We start from the raw sequence: 24,628 nt of genomic DNA, 5'->3' as shown, positions 1-24,628 counted from the left end.
TTCATTTTCATTTCTATATCATCTTACTAAACTTTCATCAAAATGTCTACTTTTTTTACAATTATTTTAGAAACAATTCCATTTTCTATTATACCATATATAGGGGAACTATCAAATATAGTTCCCCTATATGTACTGTTTTTATATTATTTTTCGCTATATCTGACTATTTTTATTATCGTTTCAGATTAATCAACTCCTCAAGAAGCGTATCGGATGTAGTAATTACTCTTGAGTTTGCCTGGAAACCTCTCTGCGTGGTAATCATCTCGGTAAATTCAGAAGCCAGGTCTACGTTGGACATTTCCAGTTCTCCGGGATTCATGGTACTTCCGTTTGAAGTAATTTCGACACCAATTCCATCAAATTCACCGGAGTTTAAAGTAGTACGGTAGCAGTTATCTCCTACTTTTTCAAGTCCGGCTGCATTTGCAAAGCGGGCAGATGCAATCTGGCCCAAAAGAACAGTATTACCATTATCGTAAGAACCGTAAATTTTACCATTGGTATCTACAAATACACCGGTTAATGCTCCAAGCTTCTTACCTGTTCCGGTTGTTCCATCAATTGCTCCCGCATCCATTCCAACAGTAGATGTTCCACCATTATTAGAATTCTTACACTGTGTAAAATCAATGGAAATATTTTCAAACTGGTCGCCTAACTGTTTCATGTTCAATGTGACTGAGCCGTTAGTGCTGTCACCCACGGAAACAAATTTACCTTTTCCAGTACCAGTATCAAACTTCAGTTCGTAATTTACTGCTGTTGCTTCAATAGTAGGTGGATTACCATCAGTAATGCTGTTGATGGTTGCACCAGGCTGTAACCCGGTATAAATATCAGAAAGTGATACGTCCGTTACTGCTTCGTATCCTTTTACTACACCACCGGCTGAAGTAATTGCACGATATACTTTGCTGTCATACTGTCCGGTAGCGGCATTCTGTGTTGTATTGATATAGTACATTTCACCACTGCTGTTACGGAACTGATGATATGTATTTCCGCCAAAGGAATTAGATGCTCCGGTATCTGTCCACTCTGTACTGATTGCATTGTAAGCAGTCTGTGCATTAGTAATTCCACCGCTGGCATTTGCTCCGAATACATCAGAAAGATTTCCACCATTTGCCAAAAACTCCTCTAAGATATTCTTATTGGAAGAATCATAAATAGCACTCAACTCAACGGTATAAGTTCCGGCATCGGTATCTACACCTTTGACTGCAAATTTTGCGGTATAGGAATATCCCAATGCATCGAAGAAATTCAAATTCATGGCATATCCACTTTCACTGGTTATTTCTGTACTGTTTTTATCTACAATACCACCACAAACTGCATTCGTTGTTGCTTCTGCCGGAGAAGTAAGATTGCTTTCCTGCATGATACGAAGTGCAGATACCTGGTCTTTTTTAATCTGTCCGGTGGTCGGGTCTACCTGCCATCCCATAACATTGTATCCGGTAGATGTCATGGCAAGATTTCCTGAGCCATCGATATAGAAAGAACCTGCTCTGGTAAAAAGATTTTCAGTACCGTTGCTTACAACAAAGAAACTTGTTGTATTACCCTTGTCTGTAATTCTTAAGTCAAATGCTTTTCCGGTTGTCTGGGCTGCTCCACCGGAAGTAATGTCGATGGAAGTAGAGCCTGTGGTTACACCAAGACCTATCTGCTTGGCATTAATTCCACCGGTTCCGGTTGTTGCATTTGCTCCGGATGCACCAGAAATTGTCTGATACATAATCTCGCTGAATGTTACACTGGACTCTTTAAATGCCACGGTATTTACATTGGCAATATTGTTACCGATAACATCCATCTTTGTCTGATGTGTCTTAAGTCCTGACACAGCAGAATACATTGCTCTCATCATAATGAAATGACCTCCTAAATTTGATATCTGACGCAGAACCCATCTGTCAGTCAGGGTTCTCACAGCCTCCATAAGGTCCGGCTATGCTATTACTGCACCATCAATATTTGTAAAAACATTATTTTCTGATTCATTCTGGTCCATTGCTGTTACAACTGTCCTGCTCGGTACATTTACAATGAATGCCAGCGAATCAACTACTACTAAGGATTCTTTGATTCCTTTCTTCTCAGCCATCTCCACACCCGCTTCCAAGCGTTCACTCTGCTGGTCTGAAAGACTGATATTCCGGGTAGACAACCGCATGCTTGCATGCTTCGAAAATTTCACTTCGGAAACATCTGCTGCTTTTTGCTTTTCTTTTAATACCTCCGCAAAAGAAGCTCCCTGCTCCGGCTGCGTTTTATTACTCTTCGAAGGATTGAGATACTGGTCTGCTACCTGTTCAATGGAAGTGAATTGATTTGCTATCTTATTCATGCTTTCATCTCCCTAATAACCTTCCGTGGTTTACTCTGTTTTCCCTGTTTCTTCTGTATCTTTTTTGTCTTCTGTACCACCGTTACCTTCTGTCTTATCACCGTTTTCTCCTGCGGCAGCCTGTAACTGTTTCATTTTCTCTTCCAGTTTTACAAGTTTATCGATATCACTCTGTTTAATGAATGACTTCTGATAACTGGTCATGCTGTCATATGCTTTCCGAAGGTTGGTCAGTGTACCTGCATTATCCAGTGTAAGTTCATCTGCTGAAGGTAATGATGCAATTGCAAGTGAAAATGATTTTGCAAGGCTGATTGCATCCATGTAACTGTCGTCCATAACAGAATATAAATCGTCAATGGAGTAAAGGTTGTTATTTACCATAAGATAAGTCTTATTGTTCTCATGGATTACACTGTCTACTGTTCCGGTAACATCGGATGTCTCGCCTGTTGCAGAAGATGTAACACGAAGTACTACCTGTTTTCCCACCAGTGAATTTGCTTCCATCTCCTGTAAGGATGCCTGCATATTCTGGGTTTCCTCTAACTGTGAGAATGTTGCCAACTGTGAAATATACTCTGTATTATCTGTTGGTTCCAATGGATCCTGATATTTCATCTGTGCTACTAACAGTTGTAAAAACGCATCTTTATCCAGACTACCTCCGGATTTTTTGGAAGTAGAGGATGAGGAATTTGATTCTGCACTGGTATCCACAACCTCTCCATTTTTTATAAGCTGTGTTATCATTTTGTGCTCCTTTCTACGCTGTTACATCCATGGTATTTCCATGGTCTTTCATAATCTGGGCTGCCAATGTTTCTTCTTCATTCATAAGCCCGGATAACTCGTCCAATTCTCCACGGAACAATCTTCTTCCGGCTGTTCTTCCAGATTCTTCTCTCTGACTGCCCTGCTGTTCTTCTCCAGATGCATTCTGCTCCAAGTTCCGTTCAAATTCATGACTTGCTATTGTAACTTCGACTGCATCTACTTTGATTCCCTGCTGGTTTAAACTGGTTCGAAGGTCTGCAATCTGTGCTTCCAAAGCGGTCTTTACTGTTTCACTGCTTACTGCCAGTTCTGCAGTTATATTTCCTTCTTTGGTTGCTGCAATGTGTAAATATACTTTTCCGAGATTTTCCGGATTCAGCTGCATCTCAATGGATGAATTTTCTGGGGAGAGATTCACTTTTGCGAATTCTGTAATCTGGTTCATAATATCCTGCACATCAATGGTTGTACGGGATGCCACCTTATTTACCTCTTCCGGTGCTACAGTCTGCTGTTCTGCTCTTACCTGAAATTCCATATTCTGCGCATGTTCATTTACACTGCTCTCTTTCGTTTTCTGTGACTGGGCTGCTGGCTCGCCCATTTCACCGGACGCATTCTCTGATACATTGTTTTCAGTCTGTGCATCCTCTGACGCATTCACCTGAATTACCGGCGCTGCATCTTCTGTCTCTTCTTCCGGCTGTACATTCTGTGTTTCTTCTGTAGTATGGGTCATCTGAACTGTAGCTGCCATTACTGTTGTATCCTGTGAAGTAATTGTCGCATCAGTCTGTGGAGCAATTTCCTGCACGCCGCCATCTGCCATATCCACTGTTTCGTTAAAATCCGCTGTCAGTTCTGCCAACTGATTCTGTAATGCTACCCACTCATCCTTAGAAATTCCAAGTGTCTCACTTAAGCTCTGAACCAACGCATCTGTATTCTGCATAATATTTGTGAATTCTTCACTCATAAGCAGTGAACAGGCATCCTCAGTTCCTGTCAGTTGTGTCACAAGCTGTGAAAGGCTTGCCGGGTTCAGTAAATCCATCCACTGCAATCCCAGTATAGACATAGCATCTTCTACCTGCTCATCCGAAACGCCAAGTTCATCTTTCAGAATTTCTTTTACACCAGTTTCAAATGCATCCTTTGTGTCTTCCAGTTGATTCTGCAGCTCTTCCACTTTCTGTGTAGGAGAATTCTCCTTTACATTCAGTTTCTTTGCGCTGTCTGCTACAGCTGCCGGCTGTGTGGTTGTTGCTGCAGGTTCTTTTCCTACCGGATTTCCACTGGTAAGCTGCTGGTTTCCATAACCGGATGTTTTCTGTTCCATCACAGAAGCAAAGCTTGCCTGTGCAGTTGCACATAACCCTTTTTCCACAGTGCCCGTCACTTTGGAAAGTCCTGTGTCTAAAGTTCCAGGGGTTGATACCATTCCCGAAATCTTTGCACTCGTCATGTATTCTTCCTCCTTTCTTCTTTATTCAATTTTATTTATTCTGAAGGATTCATGATTTCTGTCACCTTTGCGGCTGTATCAGAATTCATTTTCCCTAGAATATCAGCTCTTGACTGCGCATCCATATTTTCCAATATCTGTGCCACCAGATTCAGATTATCTGTCATGGTGTCAAATATGGCTGCTGCTTCCTTCGGTTTCATCTGGGAATAGCCCTTAACATAATCAGATATCTTACTGTCTGTCTGCTGCTGTTCCACTACCTGTTTATACAAAAGTTCCGCATTATCCGGATCAATGCTCTCATAATATTCCTTATATTGTTCTATATCGGGTGCCTGGTCCGAAAAAACAACCTCATTATAAAATTTTTCTTTTTCTTCTTCAAAAGCAGCCTCATTTGCTTCATATTCTTTCAGCTTCTGGGACTGTGCTTCCAAATCCGCGATATAAGCACTGTTTTCACTGCTCCCCTGCTGTGCCTGTGCCAGTTCCTGCTCCAGTTCTTTTATGTAAGCTACCGCTTCATCCATGTTCTTATATGGATAATCCTCTTCCGTAGAAAGATCGTCCTCAGAGTCCGGTAAAATCCGGTTGACATACGGAATATCTTTTAATAGTGGACGCATTACCGTAGAGCCAAATCCTCCAACATCCCATTTAATCAGCAGTGTCAGTATTGCCAGCCATACAATAATGATGACCAATGTTACCAGAGCAACTGCCAGTTTTGAAGAACTGCCTTCCTCTTCTTCTGTATTTTCCAAATCAGTTTCCATGTTCTTTGCAGCCTTTTTTTCTGCCTTCTTTCTTGCCTTCTCCGCTTTCTTTGCTGCTTTCTTATCCATTTCTTCTGCCATCGTTACACCACCTGTCTATTTTTTCGGTCTGCCATAGCTATAGCTTACCAGTTCGTCTACTACCTTGTTATCTTCCTGCGCCAGTTGTTGTTTGAAATCTTCAAAATCCTTTTCCCGTAGTTTTTCCTGCGTCTTTCGCTCTTTCATAACTTCTTCCAGTTTCTGCCTGGCGGCTTCCACATTTTTCTCTGCTACCTGCACCTGCATCATCTGTCTTCGAATCAACACCTTCATGCTTTCAATTGCCTGTCTGCATTTTTTTATTTCCAGCAAATCTATTTTGCCTTCAACCAACTCTTTTGCCCGGTTATCATATGCATTCTTCCGCTCAAAGAGTTTTAAAAGCTTTGCCTCTTCTTCCCGGAGTGCTGCATTTGCCTGGCTGTATGCAATCTTTGCCTGACTTTCCAGTTTTAATTTAATATCTAAAATATTCTGCATTCGGTAAATAAATTTTGCCATATCTCATTCCTACTTGAATACATCTTCCAACAATGTCAATTCTTCTTCAAATGTAAATTTTTCATCAGTCCTCTGACACAGAAACTCATTGACCGCTTTTATCTTAGAAACCGCATAATCAATTTCTTCATTGGAGCCGCTCTTATAAGCGCCAATATTAATCAAATCTTCTGCTTCCTGATAGGTTGCCAGTACATTTTTCAGCTTTCCTGCCACCGCCTTATGCTCCGCCGAAACAATGGAACTCATTACACGGGAAATACTCTGCAAAATATCGATTGCCGGATAATGATTCTTATGTCCTAATTTTCTGGATAACACAATATGTCCATCCAGAATACTTCTTGCTGTATCGGTAATCGGCTCATTAAAATCGTCACCGTCTACCAGCACCGTATAAAGTCCGGTAATAGAACCTCTTTCTGCTGTTCCTGCCCGCTCTAATAATTTCGGCATTTCCGAATACACGCTTGGCGGATATCCACGGGTAACCGGTGGTTCCCCGGTAGCAAGTCCGATTTCTCTTTGTGCCATGGAGAATCGGGTCAGTGAATCCATCATCAGCAGTACATCTTTTCCCTGATCCCTGAAATATTCCGCTACAGCTGTTGCAGTTTTGGCTGCTTTATTACGAATCAATGCCGGTTTATCTGAAGTTGCCACAATTACCACCGAACGGCGCATACCTTCTTCGCCAAGGTCCCGTTCAATAAATTCTCTCACCTCTCTGCCCCGCTCTCCAATCAGGGCAATTACATTGATATCCGCTTTGGTATTTCTTGCAAACATACCAAGCAGGGTACTCTTACCAACTCCGGAACCCGCAAAAATTCCAATACGCTGTCCCTTTCCAATGGTAATTAATCCATCCACTGCTTTAACTCCCAGTGGTAATACCTCACTGATGATTTCACGCTTCATCGGATCTGGTGGCGGGGCTTCAATCGGATATTCCTTATCGGTATGAATCTCATCCACATCTGTCGGTCGTCCAATTCCATCCAGAATATGGCCTAAAACCTCATCTCCCACCAAAACAGACAAAGGATGTCCCGTATTTGCTACGATACATCCAACACCCAGACCTTCAATACTGTCAAAAGGCATCAATAACAGCCGGTTATCCTTAAAACCGACTACCTCTGCCATGACATATTCTTTTTGCTCTCTATCCCGATATATTTTACACAAGTCATTCAGTTTTGCTTCCGGTCCGATAGATTCAATGGTAAGACCTACTACCTTAGACACTCTTCCAAGGCAGGTATAATATGTCTTATCCGAAAGTAACTGATATTTTTCCAAATCACATGTCACTCTTTTTTCCTCACATACACAATGACTGTATATCACGAATCAGATTATCCAGCTGTACATCCATTCCACACTCAAACACTCCTGTATCTGTCTCTATGATACATTCTCCTTCAGTCATGGAATGAATGGTAACTAAATCCAAAGTTGCATTCTGTCCCACGCATTCTAACAGCTCCTGTTTATGTTCTTCCAGATATGCTGCCTGTTTCGGACCTGCTTTGATTGTAAATTCTTTCGGTCCGTCAATGGATTCCATTGCCCGTTTTACAAGATAAAGTACAATCTCATCCTTATCATGGAACTGCACATGGAAAACATGGGAAACCACATCTGTAATTGTATGTACAAGCTTCGGTTCCAGTTCCCGCATCTGTTCCAGATAAGAATCCTGCAGCTGCTGTTCCCTTTTTCCAATGCTCTCTAACTTTGCATCATAAACCGCAGCACCTTCCTGCATTCCCTGTTCCAAACCTTCTGCCTGTCCCTGTTCCTGTGCCTGCTTACGAATTTCGTCTGCTTCCTCCCGGGCTGCTTTTCGGATTTCGTCTGCTTCGGCATTTGCCTGTGCTAAAATTTCTTCTGCTTTTTCCTTTGCCTCTGCTTCATAATCAATTGTTTCCACCTGCGGTGCAGCAATTCCTTCTACAAATCCACCTGACTCTGCCTGTGGCTGTTCCGGTTCTCTTGTCTTTGCAAGAGCCCGGGACTGTTCTTCTAAAATACGATACGCCAGCGTATTGGAATTAATCACGCGGCTCTCAGATTCATTCGTGATAAAACGCTGTTTATATAAATTAGACAATAATCTCATCACCTCCGCCACGGGAAATTACAATTTCTGCGGAGTCTTCCAGTTTACGAATAATACCAACAATCTTCTGCTGTGCTTCTTCTACATCCTTCATTCTTACCGGGCCCATGAATTCCATATCTTCACGAATCATGGCAGCAAGACGTTTGGACAGATTCTTAAAGATAACATTCTGAACCTCTTCGTTGGCACCCTTCAGTGCAACAGCAAGGTCATTGTTGTCCACATCACGCAGCACACGCTGGATTGCACGGTCGTCCAGCAACAGGATGTCTTCGAACACAAACATCTTCTTGCGGATTTCGTCTGCAAGTTCCGGCTCTTCGATTTCTAAGGATTCCATAATATGTTTCTCTGTTCCACGGTCTACCGTATTCAAAATACCAACGATAGCATCTACACCACCCACAATTGTGTAATCCTGATTGATCAGGGAAGAAAGTTTTCTCTCTAACACACGCTCTACCTCTTTGATTACATCTGGTGAAGTCCTGTCCATCTTGGCAATACGTTTTGCAACATCTGCCTGTTTCTCCGGTGTCAGGGCTCCTAAAATCATTGCAGACTGTGCCGGTGACAGATATGACAAAATCATGGCTATGGTCTGTGGATGCTCGTCCTGAATAAAGTTCAACACCTGACTTGGATCTGTCTTTCGTACAAATTCGAACGGACGAACCTGAAGGGATGCTGTCAGTTTTGTAATAACCTCCTGTGCCTTGTCGCTGCCTAATGCCTTATCCAGGAGTTCTTTGGCATAGCCAATACCACCTTCTGCAATATACTGCTGTGCAAGGCATACCTGATAGAATTCGTTTAATACGCTTTCTTTGGTCTGTGGTGACACGCTTCTGGTATTTGCAATCTCCAGTGTCAGTTCTTCTATTTCATCTTCTTTTAAATGTTTGAAAATACTGGCCGACTTCTCCGGTCCTAATGCTATCAGCAATATTGCCGCTTTCTGAATGCCATTATATTCTTCTGTTCCCATTTATTCCCACTCCTCATTCAGCCAGTTACGAAGCAACGACGCAACAGCCTCCGGATTTTCATCTACGAATTTTTCAATCAGGACACGAATCTCTGACTTCTCATTGTAACCAATATCTTCCAAATCTTCCTGTTCTGCCTGCTTGGTTGTCTCAAGCAACGATTCTACAGAAAGCTCCGGTTCAATCTCAGTTTCTTTTTCTTTTCTGGTACTGCGGAATACCACATATCCTAACAGTGCAAAAATCAGAACCGCAAGAATAATCTGCAGGTAATCCTGAAAGCCTCTGCCGCTGCCCTTAGAATATTCAAACATCGGAATATCATAGCTGACAATCGAAATATTAGATGCCGGGATACCGGTTGCATTGGATACCATAGTATAAAGATCCTGATCTACCGTTCCCTTTACCCGGTTGTTATTCTGTGTTACAAATTCATCAAAGGTCATATTGTCCAGAGTACCATCTGCTTTTAAGGTATCCTCATTATAAGTCACATAACGGGCTACCGTTACAGATATGGATGACTGGTCATATTCTATATCTCCTACAGAGCCAATGGTCTGGGTGTTCTTTTCATCCAGTGCACGGTCAATGGAATCATCTGTAACAGAGCTTTCTGATGTGCTTCCATCCGGAAGTACATAAGTTGTTCCATCTCCATTAGAGTCTGTTCCCGGTGTTCCCGACGTACCACCGGTTGAGTCTGACTGATAACGGTCCTCATGGGTAATCAGTCCTTCATCCCTGTCTCCCTGCGCAGAATAATTTGTCTCATTAGTCGTAACCTGATCAAAATTCAGCTTTAAATTTAATCCTACATCAATCGTATCATAAAGGTCTGTTCCCTTAATCACATCTGTAACAGCCTTCTTCACCTGTGTTTCTTTCTTTGTCTGATAACTGAGCTGTGTGCTGGCAGTTCCGATTGCTGTACTCTCTTCTCCACCCGCAAATAAAAGGTTGGAATTAGAGTCAATAATCGTAATATTATCCGTGGAAGAATTGCCAATCTCAGTTGCTATATATCTTGCTAAAGATGCCGCCTGGTCTTCGGACATCTCTCCGTTCAGTTCCAGCTTAACGCTGGCATAGGACTCCTGATTTCTTGTAACTAAGGTTCCATCATCTTCCGGAATATTTAAGTTAACATCTGCCGACTTAATCAAATCCATATTTTCCAGTTCTTTTGCAAATTTATCTTCCAAAAAAACCTGATACCGTTTACTCTTATCAGCTTCCGTTGTGCTGATACTGCCGCTTAATGCATCATCAATGGTAAATCCGTTGGTCGGAATACTGTTTGAACCAAGCAAAATATTTGCATCTGCCTGATTCTTTGCATTTACCGAAAAAGTCATTCCATCAGAAGAAACCTCATAATCTATGCTGTTTCCATCCAAAAGGTCTTTTACAGACGATGCCTGCGTTGCATCCTCACAGGTTATCAGCTGAACCATCGTAGGTTTCGTCATCACGACAGCCAGTATCACCAATGCAAGAATTACTACAGCCGTAATACTGATAAGAAGCGTCTTCTGCTTTGTTGTAAACTTCAGCCACCACTCTTTTATTTTTTCTAATATTGCTTTCAATCTGTCTGGCATAATCTACTCATCCTACCTATACTAAATCTGCATGTTCATAATTTCTTTATAAGCATCTATTACTTTATCCCTTACTGCAACTGTATACGATAATGCAATGTTTGCCTTTTCCTGTGCCACAAGCAATTCATGGGTATTGGTTGATTCTCCCAATGCAAATTTAATTTCCTCTTCCTCTGCATTGTTCTGATAATTATTTGTTTCCTTCACCATGTTCATTGCCGTTGCAAGAATATTATCAAAGCTTTCCGCACTGTTTGACTGCTGTGTTGCAGCTGCATTCTGTGTATTAAAAACATCTGACGAAACTCCTGTTAATACATTAACATTCATCGTTTATCTCACCTTTCCAAATATCTTTTATAATTTACCAATCTGTAATCCTGCCTGTGCAATCTGTTTGCTTGCATCAAAAGCTGTTACGTTCGCCTCATATGCTCTGCTGGCATCAATAAGATTCGTCATTTCTGTTACTATATTCACATTCGGATATGACACATAACCATTTTCATCCGCATCTGGATTGGATGGGTCATATTCCATAGTAAAATCAGTAGAATAATCTTCTGTCACTGAAGAAACCTTTACTCCGTTTCCCACATAGCCTTCCCGGGAATCAGAAAGCACTTTGCTGAACGGAGTTACACCTTTTTCCGAAAAAGTTACAATTTTTCTGCGGTATGGTGTTCCATTCTCTGTACTGGTTGTATTTACATTTGCTACGTTCTCAGAAATGGTATCCATACGAAAACGCTGCGCCGTCATACCGGACGCACTGATATCAAACGACTGAAATAATGCCATTCTTTATTCCTCCCACACAATTTTATTTAATAACGGTTTTATACCGTGATATTTCCTGACTGATACTGTTGGTCAATCCCAGATAACGGATTGTTTCTGAGGCAAGCTCTACATTCTCCTGCTCCGGGTCAACATTGTTGCCGTCCAGACGGTAAGAATAAGAGGCATTGTCGATATATGTCTTTGCATTCAGATGGTCCATATGGATATTTGCCACCTTGTCATCCAGTGAAACATATTTGCTTTTGCCCAGTTCGGATTCCAATGTACTTTCAAAATCCAAATCCCGGCGTTTATATCCAGGTGTATCAGCATTTGCAATATTATTTGATATTAACTGTTCTCTTTCCCAGCTCGCACTTGCGGCCTTATTCAGCACATTCATATAGTCAAACGCATTTGAACTTATCATACTGCACCTCCATAGTTATCCATATTGTTATCGCATCATATTTTATTATAAATAATCTTGTAAAAAACACAAGTATTTTTTTCTTATTTTTACATTATCTAGTGTTTTTTTCCAATTGGCCACACAATATAAAAGGGATTTACAGCTTTTTCCCACTATAAATCCCTTTATCCGATGCACCATCCGTGTGCTCTTCTTTATATTCTGTTTGTTTATATTTCTATGGTTAATCTGCCTTTCGTATTCTGGCAAGTTCATCAAACACCACATCATTTACAACTTTGATATAAGTTCCCTTCATTCCGGAAGAACGGGATTCGATGACTCCTGCACTTTCGAACTTACGCAATGCATTTACAATAACGGAACGTGTAATTCCTACACGATCTGCAATCTTGCTGGCTACAAGAATACCTTCTGTTCCGTTTAACTCATCAAAAATATGAGTAATTGCCTCTAACTCTGAAAAAGAAAGTGTGCTGATTGCTGAACGCACAATCTGTACTTTTCTGGTCTCTTCCGCATTTTCCTCATTCACAGAACGCATCATTTCCAGTCCGACAACTGTTGTTCCATATTCACTGAGAATAATATCATCAATGTCATACTGGTTATCATAACGATATACAAACAATGTTCCTAACCGCTCACCAGCAATATCAATCGGTGTAATAATTGCAGAATATTTCTTAATATCTGATTCAAATCCTAATGTTTCCAGATTGACGTTTTCCTTTGTGGAAAGAATTCCAAGCAGTCTTTCATTCAGCATAGAATCAATAAACCCGCCTACTTCATCAACAATCAGTTCATGAATCTCATCAATTCCACGGCACTGGCTGCTTCCGAGTACCTTTCCTTTTTTACTGATAACAAGGATATTGGAATCCAATATCTCTGTCAAAACCTCACAGATATCATTGAACACAACCTTTGACGAATTATTATTGTGCAAAAGCTTATTTATTTTTCTTGTTTTATCCAACAGCTGAACGCTCATACTTATATCCTCCACGCTATATTCAGAATAACTAGACTGTTTAATATTTTATCATGTTTATTCTGATAATTCAAGAATTTGAATTGTACTTTTAATTCTTTTCATCCTTTTTTGGTTTTTCCTCTGAAAAGCCACACTGCTCATTGGCACAGGCAAGCTTATTGCCCTTTTCTACCATATAACTTCCGCACTTCGGACATTTCTCAGATGACGGCTTTGCCCATGACATGAAATCACATTCCGGATTATTCTCACATCCGTAATATCTTCTGCCTTTCTTGGTTTTACGTAGTACAATATCTTTGCCGCATTTCGGGCAGGCAACACCAATCTTCTCAAAATACGGTTTGGTATTACGGCACTCCGGGAATCCAGGACACGCCAAGAATTTACCATGCGGACCGTATTTGATTACCATATTTCTGCCGCACTCTTCACAAATTACATCGGTCACTTCATCCGCTATCTGCACTTTTTCCAGATCTTTTTCTGCCTGCTTTACTGCCGCATCCAAATCCGGATAGAAATTGCTTACTACAGTCTTCCAGTTTACGGTTCCTTCTTCCACGCTATCCAGCAGCGACTCCATATTAGCGGTAAAATGTTCGTCCACGATACTGGAAAATGCTTCTGTCATAATGGAATTTACTGCTTCACCAAGCTCGGTAACATAAAGGTTTTTATTTTCCTTAATCACATATCTTCTGGCAAGAATGGTGGTTATGGTCGGAGAATAGGTACTTGGTCTTCCAATTCCACGTTCCTCCAATGCCTTTACCAAAGATGCCTCGGTATAATGAGCAGGAGGCTGTGTAAAATGCTGTTTTTCATCCCATGCATCAAAACTTAATTCTGTATCCTTATCAATGGACTTAAGCATTACATTCTGTGTGCCCTTTTCTTCATCTTCATTGGTGTATACAGACATAAATCCTTCAAATACAAGCTTGGATGCTGCTACGGTAAAACAGTATTTTCCAGCACCGATTTTTACGGATGTTGTCTCATATTTTGCATCACTCATACGGCTTGCGGTAAAACGGTTCCATATTAACTGGTACAGGCGGAACTGGTCTCTGGATAATGATTCCTTTACCATTACCGGTGTTCTTGTAATATCAGACGGACGAATCGCTTCATGGGCATCCTGGATCTTGTTACTGCTCTTCTTTTCCTGTACATGGGAAGAAACATAATTCTCGCCATACTGTGCTGCGATAAAACTGCGTGCCATAGCATCTGCTTCTTCTGAAATACGGACAGAATCTGTTCTCAGGTAAGTAATCAGACCGACCGTTCCGATTCCCTTTACATCCACACCTTCGTATAACTGCTGTGCCAAACGCATGGTTTTCTGTGTGGAGAAATTCAATACCTTGGATGCTTCCTGCTGTAAGGTACTGGTGATAAACGGCTGTGGAGCCTTTTTATTACGTTCACCTTTTTTCACATCTGTTACGGCGAATTTTTCTTTTTCAAGCTCTGCCATAATAGCATCTGCCTGTTCTCTTGAGGTGATATTCATTTTTTCTTTTTCTGTTCCGTAAAACTTCGCAGTTAGTGGTTTCTTCTCACCTTTTACTTTCAGGCTTGCATCTAAGGTCCAGTATTCTTCCGGTATAAATGCATTGATTTCACTTTCACGATCGCAGATCAAACGCAATGCCACAGACTGTACACGTCCTGCACTTAAGCCTCTTTTTACCTTTGCCCATAATAACGGGCTGATCCGGTAACCCACCATACGGTCTAACATGCGGCGCGCCTGCTGGGCATTCACTAAATCCATATCGATGTCTCTCGGATTTTTTAAAGAGGTCTTTACTGCATTCTTGGTAATCTCATTGAAACTGATCCGGTAAACCTTTTTATCAGAATTTGCCAGATTCAGTGCCTGATATAAATGCCAGGAAATTGCTTCTCCCTCACGGTCCGGGTCAGTTGCAAGATAAATGACATCTGCTTTTTTCACTTCTTTTCTTAATTTTGCAAGTACATCACCTTTTCCCCGGATGGTAATATACTTTGGTTCAAATCCATGCTCTGCATCAAATCCTAAGGTACTCTTCGGTAAATCACGCACATGTCCATTGGATGCATCCACTTCATAATTTTTCCCAAGAAATTTTTTAATTGTTTTAACTTTTGCCGGTGACTCAACAATAACAAGATATTTAGCCATAACCCTGCTCCTTTATTTTGTTCTCTCTATGCGGTTATTCATGTATTTTTATATAATAATTCTTATATACTTCTTTGATAAAACCTGCATTTTCCAGCGTCAGCAGTATCTCACACATCCGGTCTACCGGTAGCTTTGTTTCTTCCAAAATCTGCTGGGCACTTTTCGGTTGCAAATCGAGAACACTATACACCACCCCTTCATCTTTTTCAAGTACCTTTTTTGAAAAAGCATTGGAAACTACTATATTGGCAAGATCAATTTCAAGATCCTTAAACCATTCCTCCGGAGACACTATGATGCCAGCCCCCTGCCGTATCAGGCGGTTACAGCCTCCACTTAACACATCTCCAACACGCCCCGGAAGTGCATAAATATCTTTTCCCTGCTCTAAGGCAAAGTCTGCCGTAATCAATGAACCGCTCCGCTCCTTTGCTTCTATTACAACTACCACATCTGAAAGCCCGCTGATTAACCGGTTCCGTTGCGGGAACAACTTTCCCAAAGGTTTTGTCTGTGGCATATATTCAGATAGAATTCCGCCTTTTTGTGTCATAGTCTGATAAAGACTCTGATTCTGTCTGGGATAACAGTAATCTGCCCCGCATCCCATAACAGCATAAGTTTCTCCCTCTGCCGCCATGGCACCACTGTGGGCTGCTCCATCAATTCCTGCAGCCAGTCCACTGATTATAATGCAGCCTGCTTTTACTGCCAGTTCCGCCAGATGTTTTGCATAGTAACGACCGTATTCACTGCATCTTCTTGCTCCCACAATAGCAATACTTTTCTTATCTTCCGGTGGCAGACTGCCCTTATAAAAAATTCCATAAGGTGGCTTATTGATATATAAAAGACGTTTCGGATAGTTTTCATCCTCTCTTGTTACAAGATACAGTCCGCTTCTTTTTAAATTCTCCCATGCTTCTTCTAAGTTCCATGCTTTTTTATAGGTAAGAACAGACTTCACATCTGCTTCGGTAATGCCCGGAATCTGCATTAATTCCTTTTCTGACATGTCATATAAGACTCCTGCACTTCCGGCAAAACGAAACAGTTTTTCCACTTTTCCGGTTCCAATGTTTTCTGCCATCTGTGCCATACACGCCAGCCAGTATTTATATTTCATTCCATTTATCCCTCCCAGAATTTCTTATCTACATTCCGATAACAGACCGCCTCACTTAAATGTCTGGTTAGGATTTCATCTGAACCGTCCATATCTGCAATGGTTCTCGCCACCCGCAAAATCCTATGATAAGATCTGGCTGTCAATTCCAGCTTCTGATAAATGCTTTCCATATACTGTTTTTGTTTTGTCGATAATCTGCAATATTTTGTCAGTAATGCCGCCGGAATTCTACTGTTATAGCGAATGTTAGTTCCGGCAAACCTTTGCTGCTGCCGCTCCATAGCTGCAACCACCCTTTTTCTAATTTCTGCCGAAGTCTCCTGATGCGGATTTTCTTTAATTAAATCCTGATATTCCACACGCTTTGTCTCTACACAGATATCAATTCTGTCCAATAAAGGCTGACTGATTTTCTTTAAATACTGTTCCACCATTCCTTTCGTGCAATGACAGCGGTTCAAATCCGGATAATATCCACACCGGCAGGGATTCATAGCAGCCACCAGTATAAAATCCGACGGAAATTCATAATTTCCGGCAAGCCTTGCAAGCTTTACACAGTGTTCTTCCATAGGCTGTCTTAAAATTTCCAAGGTTTCCCGCCGGAACTCCGCCAGCTCATCTAAAAAGAGTACACCATGGTGGGCGAGACTGATTTCTCCCGGTCCCGGAACCATTCCACCACCTGCCAGTCCCTGTGGTGTTATGGTATGATGTGGATTACGGAAAGGACGTTCCGCCATCCATGCTTCACTTTCCGTCAGAAGTCCCCTTACACTGTATATTTTTGTTACCTCCAGGGCCTCCTCTTCTGTCATCTCCGGTAAAATACCCGGAATTCTCCTTGCAATCATTGTCTTTCCTGCGCCTGGTGGTCCAATCATCAGGAGATTATGTCTGCCGCTTACCGCAATCTCACAGGCTCTTTTCACAAACTGTTGTCCATTAATTTCTGAAAAATCCGGTACTTCTTTTCTCTTAACCTTTTTCTCATGCCCGATTTCTTCTTTCTCAGGCTCCCAGAATTTTATTTCATCATTAAAGCCTTTTATCACTTCTTCCAGTGTGTTTACACCAAACAGACGGATTCCTTTTACCAATGCAGCTTCTTTGGCATTTTCCACCGGCACCATACAGGCGTCCATCCGCTCCTGTGCAGCCTTTGTCACAATGGGCAATACTCCATGAATCGGTTTTATTCTTCCATCCAGTCCTACTTCTCCTACAATCAGAAGCTGTTCCAGCCTGTCTTTCGGAATAATCCCCATTGCAGCAAGCACTGCCACTGCTACCGGCAAATCAAAGGACGAACCGGATTTTCTTACATATGCCGGCGAGAGATTAATCGTAATCCGTTTTGGTGGGAGACGGTATCCACAATTTTTAAGGGCTGTCCGCACCCGCTCTCTTGCCTCCCGCACTTCTGCCGATAAAAATCCTACCATTTCAAACACTGGCATACCATCCGTCACATCTGCTTCCACGCGGATAGGAATGCTCTCAATGCCACGCACGATTGCCGTTGATACAATACTGTACATTAAATTTCACCTTTCTGTTTTGCAATTATTCTGTTTTTTGTAATTATTTCATTTTCTCTGTTCATTTTGTTTGTCCGGGATTTTTCTGCAGAAGAACTCTGCAATTTACATGAGCAGCCCCAAGATGGGCTATTCATCATTTATTTCGATAAAAAAGATGGACTCATCATATCATGAAATCCATCCTTTTCAAATACCAATTTAACACATTATAAAAATTTAATAATTGTAACCTTTTTCAAAATAAGCTTTCAGCTTCTCCAATGCCCTTTTTTCAATTCGTGAAACATAGGATCTCGAGATATTTAAATTTTTTGCAATCTCCTTTTGTGTCACCGGACAGTCCGTTTTCAAACCATAGCGTAGGTTTATGATAATCTGTTCCCGCCTGTTTAGTACCCGGGGCAGTATTTCATATAATGTCTTCACATTTCTGTCATACTCCATCTGCTCCACCACATCCGGTTCGTTATGCTCTACAATATCCAGTAAATGTATCTGGTTTCCCTCTTTATCTGTTCCGATTGGCTCATAAAGAGACACTTCCCTGGCAATTTTACGCTTACTGCGCAGATACATCAGAAGTTCATTTTCGATGCATCTCGCTGCATAAGTTGCCAGCTTATTTCCTTTTTCTACCCGGAAGGTATCGATTGCTTTAATCAATCCAATGGTTCCAATCGATATCAGATCTTCCATATCCTCTTCCACATTCTGATATTTTTTTACCACATGTGCTACCAGACGCATATTATGTTCTATCAGAATATGTTTTGCTTCAAGGCTGCCTTCCCCAAGCTGCTTTAAATATTGCTTCTCTTCCTGTATAGTCAATGGAGATAAAAATGTTTTCAATACAGCACCCTTAAAAAGCGATTTATTATATTCTATGCGTCTGCCAGGTTCTTCGTGCCTTTCCTCCTTTTTTTATCTCTATCCTTTTCTTCTGTGTCTTTTTCCTTTATAATTATCCTTATGAAGCGAATATTAGACTATACCATAACAAATGAATACAAAAACTATACGATAAGAGAATTTCTTACGGAAAAAGGATACCCGAAAGGGCTCCGGGCACATCTTTTCCGCACCAAAGATGTTCTTTTCCGAAACGGTGATACCGGGCACAGCAGTGACCGGCTGAAGGTTTCTGATAAATTAAAGATTATTTTAGAAGAATCTATGCCGGAAAGCTATCCTGCACCGGAAAACATTCCCCTTTCCATCCTCTATGAAGACGAAGATATTCTCGTTATCAATAAACCGGCACATATGCCTGTCCACCCATCCATGACACATTACGAACATACCCTCTCCAATGCTGTCTTTTATTATCTGGGCAGCAAAAACGAAGCCGGTCCTTTCCGCTGCATCAACCGGCTGGATAAGGATACTACCGGTATCACAATCCTTGCAAAAAACAGTCTCAGTGGCGGTATCTTAGGCAGACAGATGAATGAACGGAAAATCCACCGCACCTATCTTGCCATTGTCCGTGGTATTACCCCGGAATCCGGTACCATTACTGCGCCAATCGGCAGAAAGGAAGGTTCTGTATTAGAGCGTCAGGTAGATTTTGGACAAGGTGAATACGCCTGCACCCATTACCGCAGACTAGCTGTGAAAAAAATTTTTCCAAAAAATACTTTTTCAAGGGAGCCTCTTTCACCGGATGCACTCTCCCTTATTGCTTTGCGGCTTGACACCGGCAGAACCCACCAGATTCGTGTCCATATGAGCTACCTCGGCTACCCTTTAATTGGAGATTTCCTTTATAACCCGGATTTTTCCCTGACAAAAAGGCAGGCTCTTCATGCCTGCCAGTTAAAATTCGAACATCCAATCACAAAGGAACAGCTCTGCTTTACAGCTCCACTTCCTGCCGATATGCAAATGCTGTTCCCTGAATTTCATGTTCCAGATTTGGACAATCTATTTTCGGATTAACGGATTCTTTCGGTAAGTCCGACTTTCTTCTGTACCTTACGCAAGGTCTTATTAGAATAATAAGCTGCTTTTTCGTCATTCATTTTAATCATGCTGTCAAGATAGGTCTTGTCTGCCATCAGTTCCCCATAACGTTTTTGCAATGGCTCTAACTCTGCAGCAACTGCTTCTCCTACTGCCAGTTTGAAATCACCGTAGCCTTTTCCGTCAAATTCTTTTTCGGTTTCTTCTCTTGTCTTACCGGTTACACAACCATAAATATCAATCAGATTACTAATGCCCGGTTTATCTTCACGATATACAATTTCACTGCCGGAGTCGGTTACTGCACGTTTAAATTTGCGGATAATGGTATCTTTATCATCTAAAAGGCGGATAGTTGCATTTGGATTCTCATCGGACTTTGACATTTTTTTCTCCGGCTCCTGCAGACTCATAATCTTTGCACCTGCTTTTCCGATATATGCCTCCGGAATTGTAAATACATCTCCGTAAATAGCATTAAAACGCTGTGCAATGTTTCTGGTAATCTCAAGATGCTGCTTCTGGTCTACTCCAACCGGAACCACATCTGCCTGATACAATAAAATATCAGCCGCCATTAATACCGGATAGGTATAAAGACCTGCATTGATATTATCTGCATGCTTTGCAGCCTTGTCCTTAAACTGTGTCATACGGTTTAACTCTCCCATATAAGTAAAGCAGCCTAATATCCAGCTTAATTCTGCATGTCCGGATACATGGGACTGATAATAAATACAGTTTTTCTCCGGGTCTAATCCTGCCGCTACATATAATGCATAAAGAGAACGGGCATTTTTACGGAACTCTGCCGGCACCTGTCTTAAGGTAAGGGAATGTAAATCCATAACACCATAGATACATTCATATTCATTTGTAAGATTTACCCAGTTTTTCAATGCTCCCAAATAATTTCCAAGGGTAAGGGTTCCTGTTGCCTGCATTCCACTATATAAAATCTTCTTTCCGTCTAACATTTATTTATCCTTCTTTCTTTTATTTTTCAATACTTCATATCGAATATATGCATAAGTCTCTTCTTCGCCGCATTCTGCCAGCATATGAAGAAGGCACTCTAAAAGTTCTCTTGATTCCTCATGAATAATATGATACTGCTTTCCATGTTCGTAATAAGCCAGAGGACTTTCGTCGGTATATTTTTCTCTCTGGTAATTCCTGCTTGCTGCCACCCGGTCAATAAACATCTCAACAACATATTTTGTTGGCATCTTCATTCCAGTAATTCCGGTGCATTTATCCGGTCCGTAATCAATCCAGTATTCCATATGATGCTTGTTTCTGCCCTTATGGTGCAGCCAGGCTGCGGAATACCCCTTATCCTCACGTTCGGCATTGTTGGGACTCATATTTCCCTGAAAATACTTACAGCCCACTAAAAATTCCGTTGGTGAATATTTCGACAAATCATGCAATAAACCCTGGCGGTAAAGTCCTACTTTAAAACAGCCTTTCATGACCAACATCTTGTGATGATTAATTGTGCAAAAATGTTTCCATGCTTTCATCTTACTTTATTTCCCTATTAATATCTGAATGGACATCCCGGCAATTTCTACCTGGACTGCATCCATTATCATTTCTTTCTCCAGAAAACCATTTTCATTTCCTGTATCCATTACTTTATACCATTTTTTGCTTTTTGGCAATTTCGGAAGTGCAAGGAACTGTTTTCCGGTGTGAAAATTATATGCCACATAAATCATTTCCTCACAATCCGCATACAGTCCGCAATAAAGCATCCCAACCGACTGGCGGTTCGGGCTAAATCCCACAGTCCATGCACTATCGCAATGAAAAGAAAGATCCGGATATCCCAGTCCCTTATAATCATTCATCCGCATCGGCTCTTCCATCCGAAGAACCGGGTGTGCCTTACGAAAGGCTGCCATTTTCTTTACAAACTGTTGTAAGGAAGCATATTTCTTATCATTTTTCCAGTTTACCCAGCCAACTGCATTATCCTGGCAATAAGCATTATTATTTCCCCTCTGGGAATTACCAATCTCATCACCGGCAGCAAGCAGTGGAATACCCTGTGCTAAAAATACTGCCGTAATCGCATTTCGAAGCTGTTTTTTACGCAGGCTTTCTATATATTTTTTGCGGGTTGGTCCTTCAATGCCATAGTTGTCACTGTAATTCCAGTCATTTCCATCCGCATTGTTTTCCCCATTTGCTTCATTATGTTTCTCACTGTACATAAATACATCTGCCAGTGTAAAACCATCATTAGATGCTGCATAATTCACAAATCCGGCATATTTCTTCTGCTTACGCATCTGGTTTACAAAATCGGTAAGACAGATTTCCTTATGATTTAACATTTTCCGCAACGGATAATAAAATTCATCCCGGTAAACAAATAAATGCGGATATGCATAATCCTGTTCCAGCAAATCCTCCGGAATCGTATCTGCAAACAGCTTACTGCGGCACAAAATCAAATCCTGTGCCATAGCACGAATCGGAAGATTTGCTCCCATCAGTCGGAATCCATCCACATGATATTCCATCACCCAGAAGCGCAGGGCTTCTAACATCAGATTCTGATTGATGGTATCAGGAAAATAAATTTCCATAATACATTCCATGTCATTTTTATGCAATGCCTTAATTAATGATTTCAAGGCATGCTCCGGCTGTCTGCTTCTGGTAAATGCAGCCTTCGGCGCAAAATAATTGCCTTCGGTATAGCCCCAGCAATTTATCTTCTCAACTTCCGGCAGCTTCTTTGTATCCGTCTTCTGTTCTTCCTTCCAGGTCACATAATCCGGCAGTTCACAGGTTGCCGGTATCATCAGTTCTTCAAATTCATAAAAAGGCATAAATTCAACGGTTGTAACGCCCATATCACGAAGATATCCTATCCGGTTCTCTACTGCTTCAAAAGTTCCTTTTCTTGCTCCGCCATTACTACCCTCCATGGTAAAATTTCTCACATGAAGTTTGTACATGACCATATCCTTTTTGGCAATTTCCGGTGCCACATCCTCTTCCCAGTCAAAAACATCTGTGGAGAAACCGCTTTTCACCTGATAATCCATACCAAAGCGTTCCTTTTCTCCCCACTTTTCCCTGCCTACAATTCTTCTGGCATATGGATCTGGCATAACCTTACCGTCTATTTCAAAATTATAATCAAAAGAAGCCGGTTCAATGCCCATTACCATAATTGAGCGAAGTGCACCCACATAGTAAGTATCCGGAACCGGTATTTTCTCAATTTTCCCTGTTTTCTTTTCATACAGTACAATACTGCATTTCTGCTCTTTTCTCCCCTCAAAGGTAAATACAACCCCATCACTATGCACAACTGCTCCCATGGTTCTGTAATCGCCTTCCCGAACATTGTATTTCATTTCATCATCCTGCACTTTCCTATATTCAAGTCTCTTGAAAAGATTATAACACGATTCATTGACAATTGATATGTAAATTTTTATAATTATAGTATAGTGTATTGTTAATTAGTGATATAAGAGGTATATTCATGCATACAGTTGCAACAAAGGATTTACAACCTGGCATGGTGACTGCCGCTCCTGTCATGAGCAGGCATGGGCAGATGATTGTAGAAGAACACAAAATGCTGACAACCCAGATGATTGCGCACCTTGAGTTTTATGGAATTGAGAGTGCCAGAATAATAGACGGTGTTCTGCCTGTTGATGCCATTCAGTCAATGGCTGAAGAAAAGGAAGCAGTTGACCGGTATTCTGAACGGGTAAGAAACAGTAAAGAATTCAAAGTTTTTAAAGCAAATTACGAAAAAAAAGTACCTTTTTTAGAAAAATCCATCAATGATTTTGTCACAAAAAACATTCCTTTTGATCAGGAGGCTCTTTTATCCTGCGCTTTAGATCTTTTTGCCAGACATTCCACTACAATTTCCATGTTCGATATGCTGCACAATATGCGCAAAATTACCGATTCCACTTATGCCCACAGTCTGAATGTTTCTTTAATCAGCCGAATGATTGGTATGTGGCAGAATTATAATGCAGATGATTTAGAAACTCTGACTCTGGGTGGTCTCTTACACGATATAGGTAAAAGTAAAATTCCACCGGAAATCATTAATAAACCAGGACGCCTGACCCCGGAAGAATATGAACTGGTGAAAAAACATTCCGAATATGGTTATGAACTGCTGAAAAATCAGAATGTATCTGTCCGCATCAAAAAAATTGCTCTCACCCATCATGAACGCTGTGATGGAAGCGGCTATCCAATCGGACTTATCGGAGATGATATTGATGATTTTGCCAATATCGTTGCTATTGCAGATGTCTACGATGCCATGACTGCTGACCGCTGTTATCGCCGCGGCGTCTGCCCGTTTGAGGTCATTGCCACTTTTGAGCGGGAGGGTCTGGGTAAATACAAACCCCAGTTTATTACCAGCTTCCTGGAGCATATTGCCAATACATATATTAACAATGATGTCATGTTAAGTAATGGCATGACCGGTAAAATTGTGCTGATTAACAAGCATCGCCTGACCCGTCCGGTGGTTCGGTTAGAAGACAGTATATTTATCAATCTGGAAAAACGTCCGGAACTCTACGTTCAGACAATTATATAAAGAAAGAGGTATTTTATGGAAAACAAACAGTTAAAAGAGGAAGACGATATCATGGTGACATTGAATTTAGACAATGGGCAGGATGTGGAATGCAAAATTCTTACTATCTTTGAAGCAGGAAAACAGGATTATATTGCGCTGATGCCCTTAGATGAAAAGGGAAATGAAAATGCAGATGGTGAAGTATATATCTATCGTTACTCCGAGGATGAGGATGGAAATCCTTCTTTAGATAATATTGACAGTGACGAAGAATACGAAGTTGTCTCCGACCGTTTTGATGAATTATTAGATGAAGCAGAATTTGACGCAATGGACAACTAATCATCC

General features: G+C 41.2%; 24 protein-coding genes. 3 read left to right on the top strand and 21 right to left on the bottom strand.

Features of this window, described 5'->3' with window-relative positions; genetic code table 11:
- Positions 1-175: 175 nt before the first annotated feature.
- From DXB39_RS01380 to sigK, 18 genes are all read right to left on the bottom strand, one after another.
- Positions 176-1,882: a flagellar hook protein FlgE gene (locus tag DXB39_RS01380; RefSeq protein WP_117841169.1), complete on the bottom strand. Its 1,707-nt coding sequence runs from the start codon at positions 1,880-1,882 to the stop codon at positions 176-178.
- 81 nt (positions 1,883-1,963) lie between these two features.
- Complete coding sequence (locus DXB39_RS01375; protein WP_022243307.1) at positions 1,964-2,362, bottom strand: TIGR02530 family flagellar biosynthesis protein; 399 nt, start codon at positions 2,360-2,362, stop codon at positions 1,964-1,966.
- Between the two features lie 30 nt (positions 2,363-2,392).
- Entirely contained in the window at positions 2,393-3,115 is a 723-nt protein-coding gene (locus DXB39_RS01370; RefSeq protein WP_117841170.1) for a flagellar hook capping FlgD N-terminal domain-containing protein, read from the bottom strand.
- A gap of 13 nt (positions 3,116-3,128) precedes the next feature.
- Positions 3,129-4,604, bottom strand: a complete 1,476-nt coding sequence (locus tag DXB39_RS01365) for a flagellar hook-length control protein FliK (protein WP_117698271.1) — start codon at positions 4,602-4,604, stop codon at positions 3,129-3,131.
- Between the two features lie 35 nt (positions 4,605-4,639).
- Positions 4,640-5,464, bottom strand: coding sequence for a MotE family protein (locus tag DXB39_RS01360; RefSeq protein ID WP_117698272.1), 825 nt, complete (start codon positions 5,462-5,464; stop codon positions 4,640-4,642).
- Positions 5,465-5,479: 15 nt separating this feature from the next.
- Positions 5,480-5,926, bottom strand: coding sequence for a flagellar export protein FliJ (gene fliJ / locus DXB39_RS01355; RefSeq protein ID WP_117698273.1), 447 nt, complete (start codon positions 5,924-5,926; stop codon positions 5,480-5,482).
- 9 nt (positions 5,927-5,935) lie between these two features.
- A complete protein-coding gene (gene fliI / locus DXB39_RS01350) occupies positions 5,936-7,243 on the bottom strand; it encodes a flagellar protein export ATPase FliI (protein ID WP_117698274.1) in 1,308 nt (435 codons plus the stop codon).
- 10 nt (positions 7,244-7,253) lie between these two features.
- Positions 7,254-8,054 (bottom strand): FliH/SctL family protein, encoded by an 801-nt coding sequence (locus DXB39_RS01345; RefSeq protein ID WP_022243313.1) that lies wholly within the window; start codon positions 8,052-8,054, stop codon positions 7,254-7,256.
- Complete coding sequence (gene fliG / locus DXB39_RS01340; RefSeq protein ID WP_022243314.1) at positions 8,038-9,045, bottom strand: flagellar motor switch protein FliG; 1,008 nt, start codon at positions 9,043-9,045, stop codon at positions 8,038-8,040. Before fliG ends, DXB39_RS01345 begins: the two co-directional genes overlap by 17 nt.
- The gene (locus tag DXB39_RS01335; RefSeq protein ID WP_022243315.1) at positions 9,046-10,653 is read right to left on the bottom strand and encodes a flagellar M-ring protein FliF C-terminal domain-containing protein; all 1,608 of its coding nucleotides are present in this window, start codon (positions 10,651-10,653) and stop codon (positions 9,046-9,048) included.
- A gap of 21 nt (positions 10,654-10,674) precedes the next feature.
- Positions 10,675-10,986, bottom strand: a complete 312-nt coding sequence (gene fliE / locus DXB39_RS01330) for a flagellar hook-basal body complex protein FliE (protein WP_022243316.1) — start codon at positions 10,984-10,986, stop codon at positions 10,675-10,677.
- A 27-nt stretch (positions 10,987-11,013) separates the two neighbouring features.
- A complete protein-coding gene (gene flgC / locus DXB39_RS01325; protein ID WP_117698275.1) occupies positions 11,014-11,457 on the bottom strand; it encodes a flagellar basal body rod protein FlgC in 444 nt (147 codons plus the stop codon).
- A gap of 22 nt (positions 11,458-11,479) precedes the next feature.
- Positions 11,480-11,869, bottom strand: a complete 390-nt coding sequence (gene flgB / locus DXB39_RS01320; protein ID WP_117698276.1) for a flagellar basal body rod protein FlgB — start codon at positions 11,867-11,869, stop codon at positions 11,480-11,482.
- 226 nt (positions 11,870-12,095) lie between these two features.
- Entirely contained in the window at positions 12,096-12,869 is a 774-nt protein-coding gene (gene codY / locus DXB39_RS01315) for a GTP-sensing pleiotropic transcriptional regulator CodY (protein ID WP_022243319.1), read from the bottom strand.
- A 91-nt stretch (positions 12,870-12,960) separates the two neighbouring features.
- The gene (gene topA, locus DXB39_RS01310) at positions 12,961-15,051 is read right to left on the bottom strand and encodes a type I DNA topoisomerase (protein ID WP_117841171.1); all 2,091 of its coding nucleotides are present in this window, start codon (positions 15,049-15,051) and stop codon (positions 12,961-12,963) included.
- Positions 15,052-15,085: 34 nt separating this feature from the next.
- Entirely contained in the window at positions 15,086-16,180 is a 1,095-nt protein-coding gene (gene dprA / locus DXB39_RS01305; RefSeq protein ID WP_117698278.1) for a DNA-processing protein DprA, read from the bottom strand.
- Positions 16,181-16,185: 5 nt separating this feature from the next.
- Complete coding sequence (locus tag DXB39_RS01300) at positions 16,186-17,724, bottom strand: YifB family Mg chelatase-like AAA ATPase (RefSeq protein ID WP_117841172.1); 1,539 nt, start codon at positions 17,722-17,724, stop codon at positions 16,186-16,188.
- Positions 17,725-17,943: 219 nt separating this feature from the next.
- Positions 17,944-18,579, bottom strand: coding sequence for an RNA polymerase sporulation sigma factor SigK (sigK, locus tag DXB39_RS01295; RefSeq protein ID WP_117698280.1), 636 nt, complete (start codon positions 18,577-18,579; stop codon positions 17,944-17,946).
- Between the two features lie 120 nt (positions 18,580-18,699).
- Between sigK and DXB39_RS01290 the strand changes: the two genes are divergently transcribed.
- Positions 18,700-19,668, top strand: coding sequence for an RluA family pseudouridine synthase (locus DXB39_RS01290; protein ID WP_117841173.1), 969 nt, complete (start codon positions 18,700-18,702; stop codon positions 19,666-19,668).
- Here DXB39_RS01290 and trpS read toward each other — a convergent pair.
- From trpS to DXB39_RS01275, 3 genes are read right to left on the bottom strand one after another with little or no spacing between them, the layout of a single operon-like run.
- Positions 19,665-20,669: a tryptophan--tRNA ligase gene (gene trpS / locus DXB39_RS01285; protein WP_117841174.1), complete on the bottom strand. Its 1,005-nt coding sequence runs from the start codon at positions 20,667-20,669 to the stop codon at positions 19,665-19,667. The genes DXB39_RS01290 and trpS overlap by 4 nt on opposite strands.
- Positions 20,670-21,218, bottom strand: a complete 549-nt coding sequence (locus DXB39_RS01280; RefSeq protein WP_022243326.1) for a DUF5662 family protein — start codon at positions 21,216-21,218, stop codon at positions 20,670-20,672. It lies immediately after the preceding gene.
- Between the two features lie 6 nt (positions 21,219-21,224).
- Positions 21,225-23,072, bottom strand: coding sequence for a glycogen operon protein GlgX (locus tag DXB39_RS01275; RefSeq protein WP_117841175.1), 1,848 nt, complete (start codon positions 23,070-23,072; stop codon positions 21,225-21,227).
- A 131-nt stretch (positions 23,073-23,203) separates the two neighbouring features.
- Between DXB39_RS01275 and DXB39_RS01270 the strand changes: the two genes are divergently transcribed.
- Positions 23,204-24,298, top strand: a complete 1,095-nt coding sequence (locus DXB39_RS01270; protein ID WP_117841176.1) for an HD-GYP domain-containing protein — start codon at positions 23,204-23,206, stop codon at positions 24,296-24,298.
- A 15-nt stretch (positions 24,299-24,313) separates the two neighbouring features.
- Positions 24,314-24,622: a DUF1292 domain-containing protein gene (locus DXB39_RS14870; protein ID WP_117841177.1), complete on the top strand. Its 309-nt coding sequence runs from the start codon at positions 24,314-24,316 to the stop codon at positions 24,620-24,622.
- Positions 24,623-24,628: the final 6 nt, after the last annotated feature.

Source organism: Roseburia sp. OM03-7AC (assembly GCF_003462625.1).
Lineage (GTDB): Bacteria > Bacillota > Clostridia > Lachnospirales > Lachnospiraceae > Roseburia_C > Roseburia_C amylophila.
The sequence above is the reverse complement of the archived record's forward strand: the minus strand, read 5'-3'. Positions and strand labels throughout refer to the sequence as shown.

Coding starts and splice junctions, on each gene's coding strand:
- DXB39_RS01380 (WP_117841169.1), bottom strand. CDS start 1,882: ATGATGAGAGCAATGTATTCTGCTGTGTCAGGACTTAAGACACATCAG.
- DXB39_RS01375 (WP_022243307.1), bottom strand. CDS start 2,362: ATGAATAAGATAGCAAATCAATTCACTTCCATTGAACAGGTAGCAGAC.
- DXB39_RS01370 (WP_117841170.1), bottom strand. CDS start 3,115: ATGATAACACAGCTTATAAAAAATGGAGAGGTTGTGGATACCAGTGCA.
- DXB39_RS01365 (WP_117698271.1), bottom strand. CDS start 4,604: ATGACGAGTGCAAAGATTTCGGGAATGGTATCAACCCCTGGAACTTTA.
- DXB39_RS01360 (WP_117698272.1), bottom strand. CDS start 5,464: ATGGCAGAAGAAATGGATAAGAAAGCAGCAAAGAAAGCGGAGAAGGCA.
- fliJ (WP_117698273.1), bottom strand. CDS start 5,926: ATGGCAAAATTTATTTACCGAATGCAGAATATTTTAGATATTAAATTA.
- DXB39_RS01345 (WP_022243313.1), bottom strand. CDS start 8,054: ATGAGATTATTGTCTAATTTATATAAACAGCGTTTTATCACGAATGAA.
- fliG (WP_022243314.1), bottom strand. CDS start 9,045: ATGGGAACAGAAGAATATAATGGCATTCAGAAAGCGGCAATATTGCTG.
- DXB39_RS01335 (WP_022243315.1), bottom strand. CDS start 10,653: ATGCCAGACAGATTGAAAGCAATATTAGAAAAAATAAAAGAGTGGTGG.
- fliE (WP_022243316.1), bottom strand. CDS start 10,986: ATGAATGTTAATGTATTAACAGGAGTTTCGTCAGATGTTTTTAATACA.
- flgC (WP_117698275.1), bottom strand. CDS start 11,457: ATGGCATTATTTCAGTCGTTTGATATCAGTGCGTCCGGTATGACGGCG.
- flgB (WP_117698276.1), bottom strand. CDS start 11,869: ATGATAAGTTCAAATGCGTTTGACTATATGAATGTGCTGAATAAGGCC.
- codY (WP_022243319.1), bottom strand. CDS start 12,869: ATGAGCGTTCAGCTGTTGGATAAAACAAGAAAAATAAATAAGCTTTTG.
- topA (WP_117841171.1), bottom strand. CDS start 15,051: ATGGCTAAATATCTTGTTATTGTTGAGTCACCGGCAAAAGTTAAAACA.
- dprA (WP_117698278.1), bottom strand. CDS start 16,180: ATGAAATATAAATACTGGCTGGCGTGTATGGCACAGATGGCAGAAAAC.
- DXB39_RS01300 (WP_117841172.1), bottom strand. CDS start 17,724: ATGTACAGTATTGTATCAACGGCAATCGTGCGTGGCATTGAGAGCATT.
- DXB39_RS01290 (WP_117841173.1), top strand. CDS start 18,700: ATGAAGCGAATATTAGACTATACCATAACAAATGAATACAAAAACTAT.
- trpS (WP_117841174.1), bottom strand. CDS start 20,669: ATGTTAGACGGAAAGAAGATTTTATATAGTGGAATGCAGGCAACAGGA.
- DXB39_RS01280 (WP_022243326.1), bottom strand. CDS start 21,218: ATGAAAGCATGGAAACATTTTTGCACAATTAATCATCACAAGATGTTG.
- DXB39_RS01275 (WP_117841175.1), bottom strand. CDS start 23,072: ATGAAATACAATGTTCGGGAAGGCGATTACAGAACCATGGGAGCAGTT.
- DXB39_RS01270 (WP_117841176.1), top strand. CDS start 23,204: ATGCATACAGTTGCAACAAAGGATTTACAACCTGGCATGGTGACTGCC.
- DXB39_RS14870 (WP_117841177.1), top strand. CDS start 24,314: ATGGAAAACAAACAGTTAAAAGAGGAAGACGATATCATGGTGACATTG.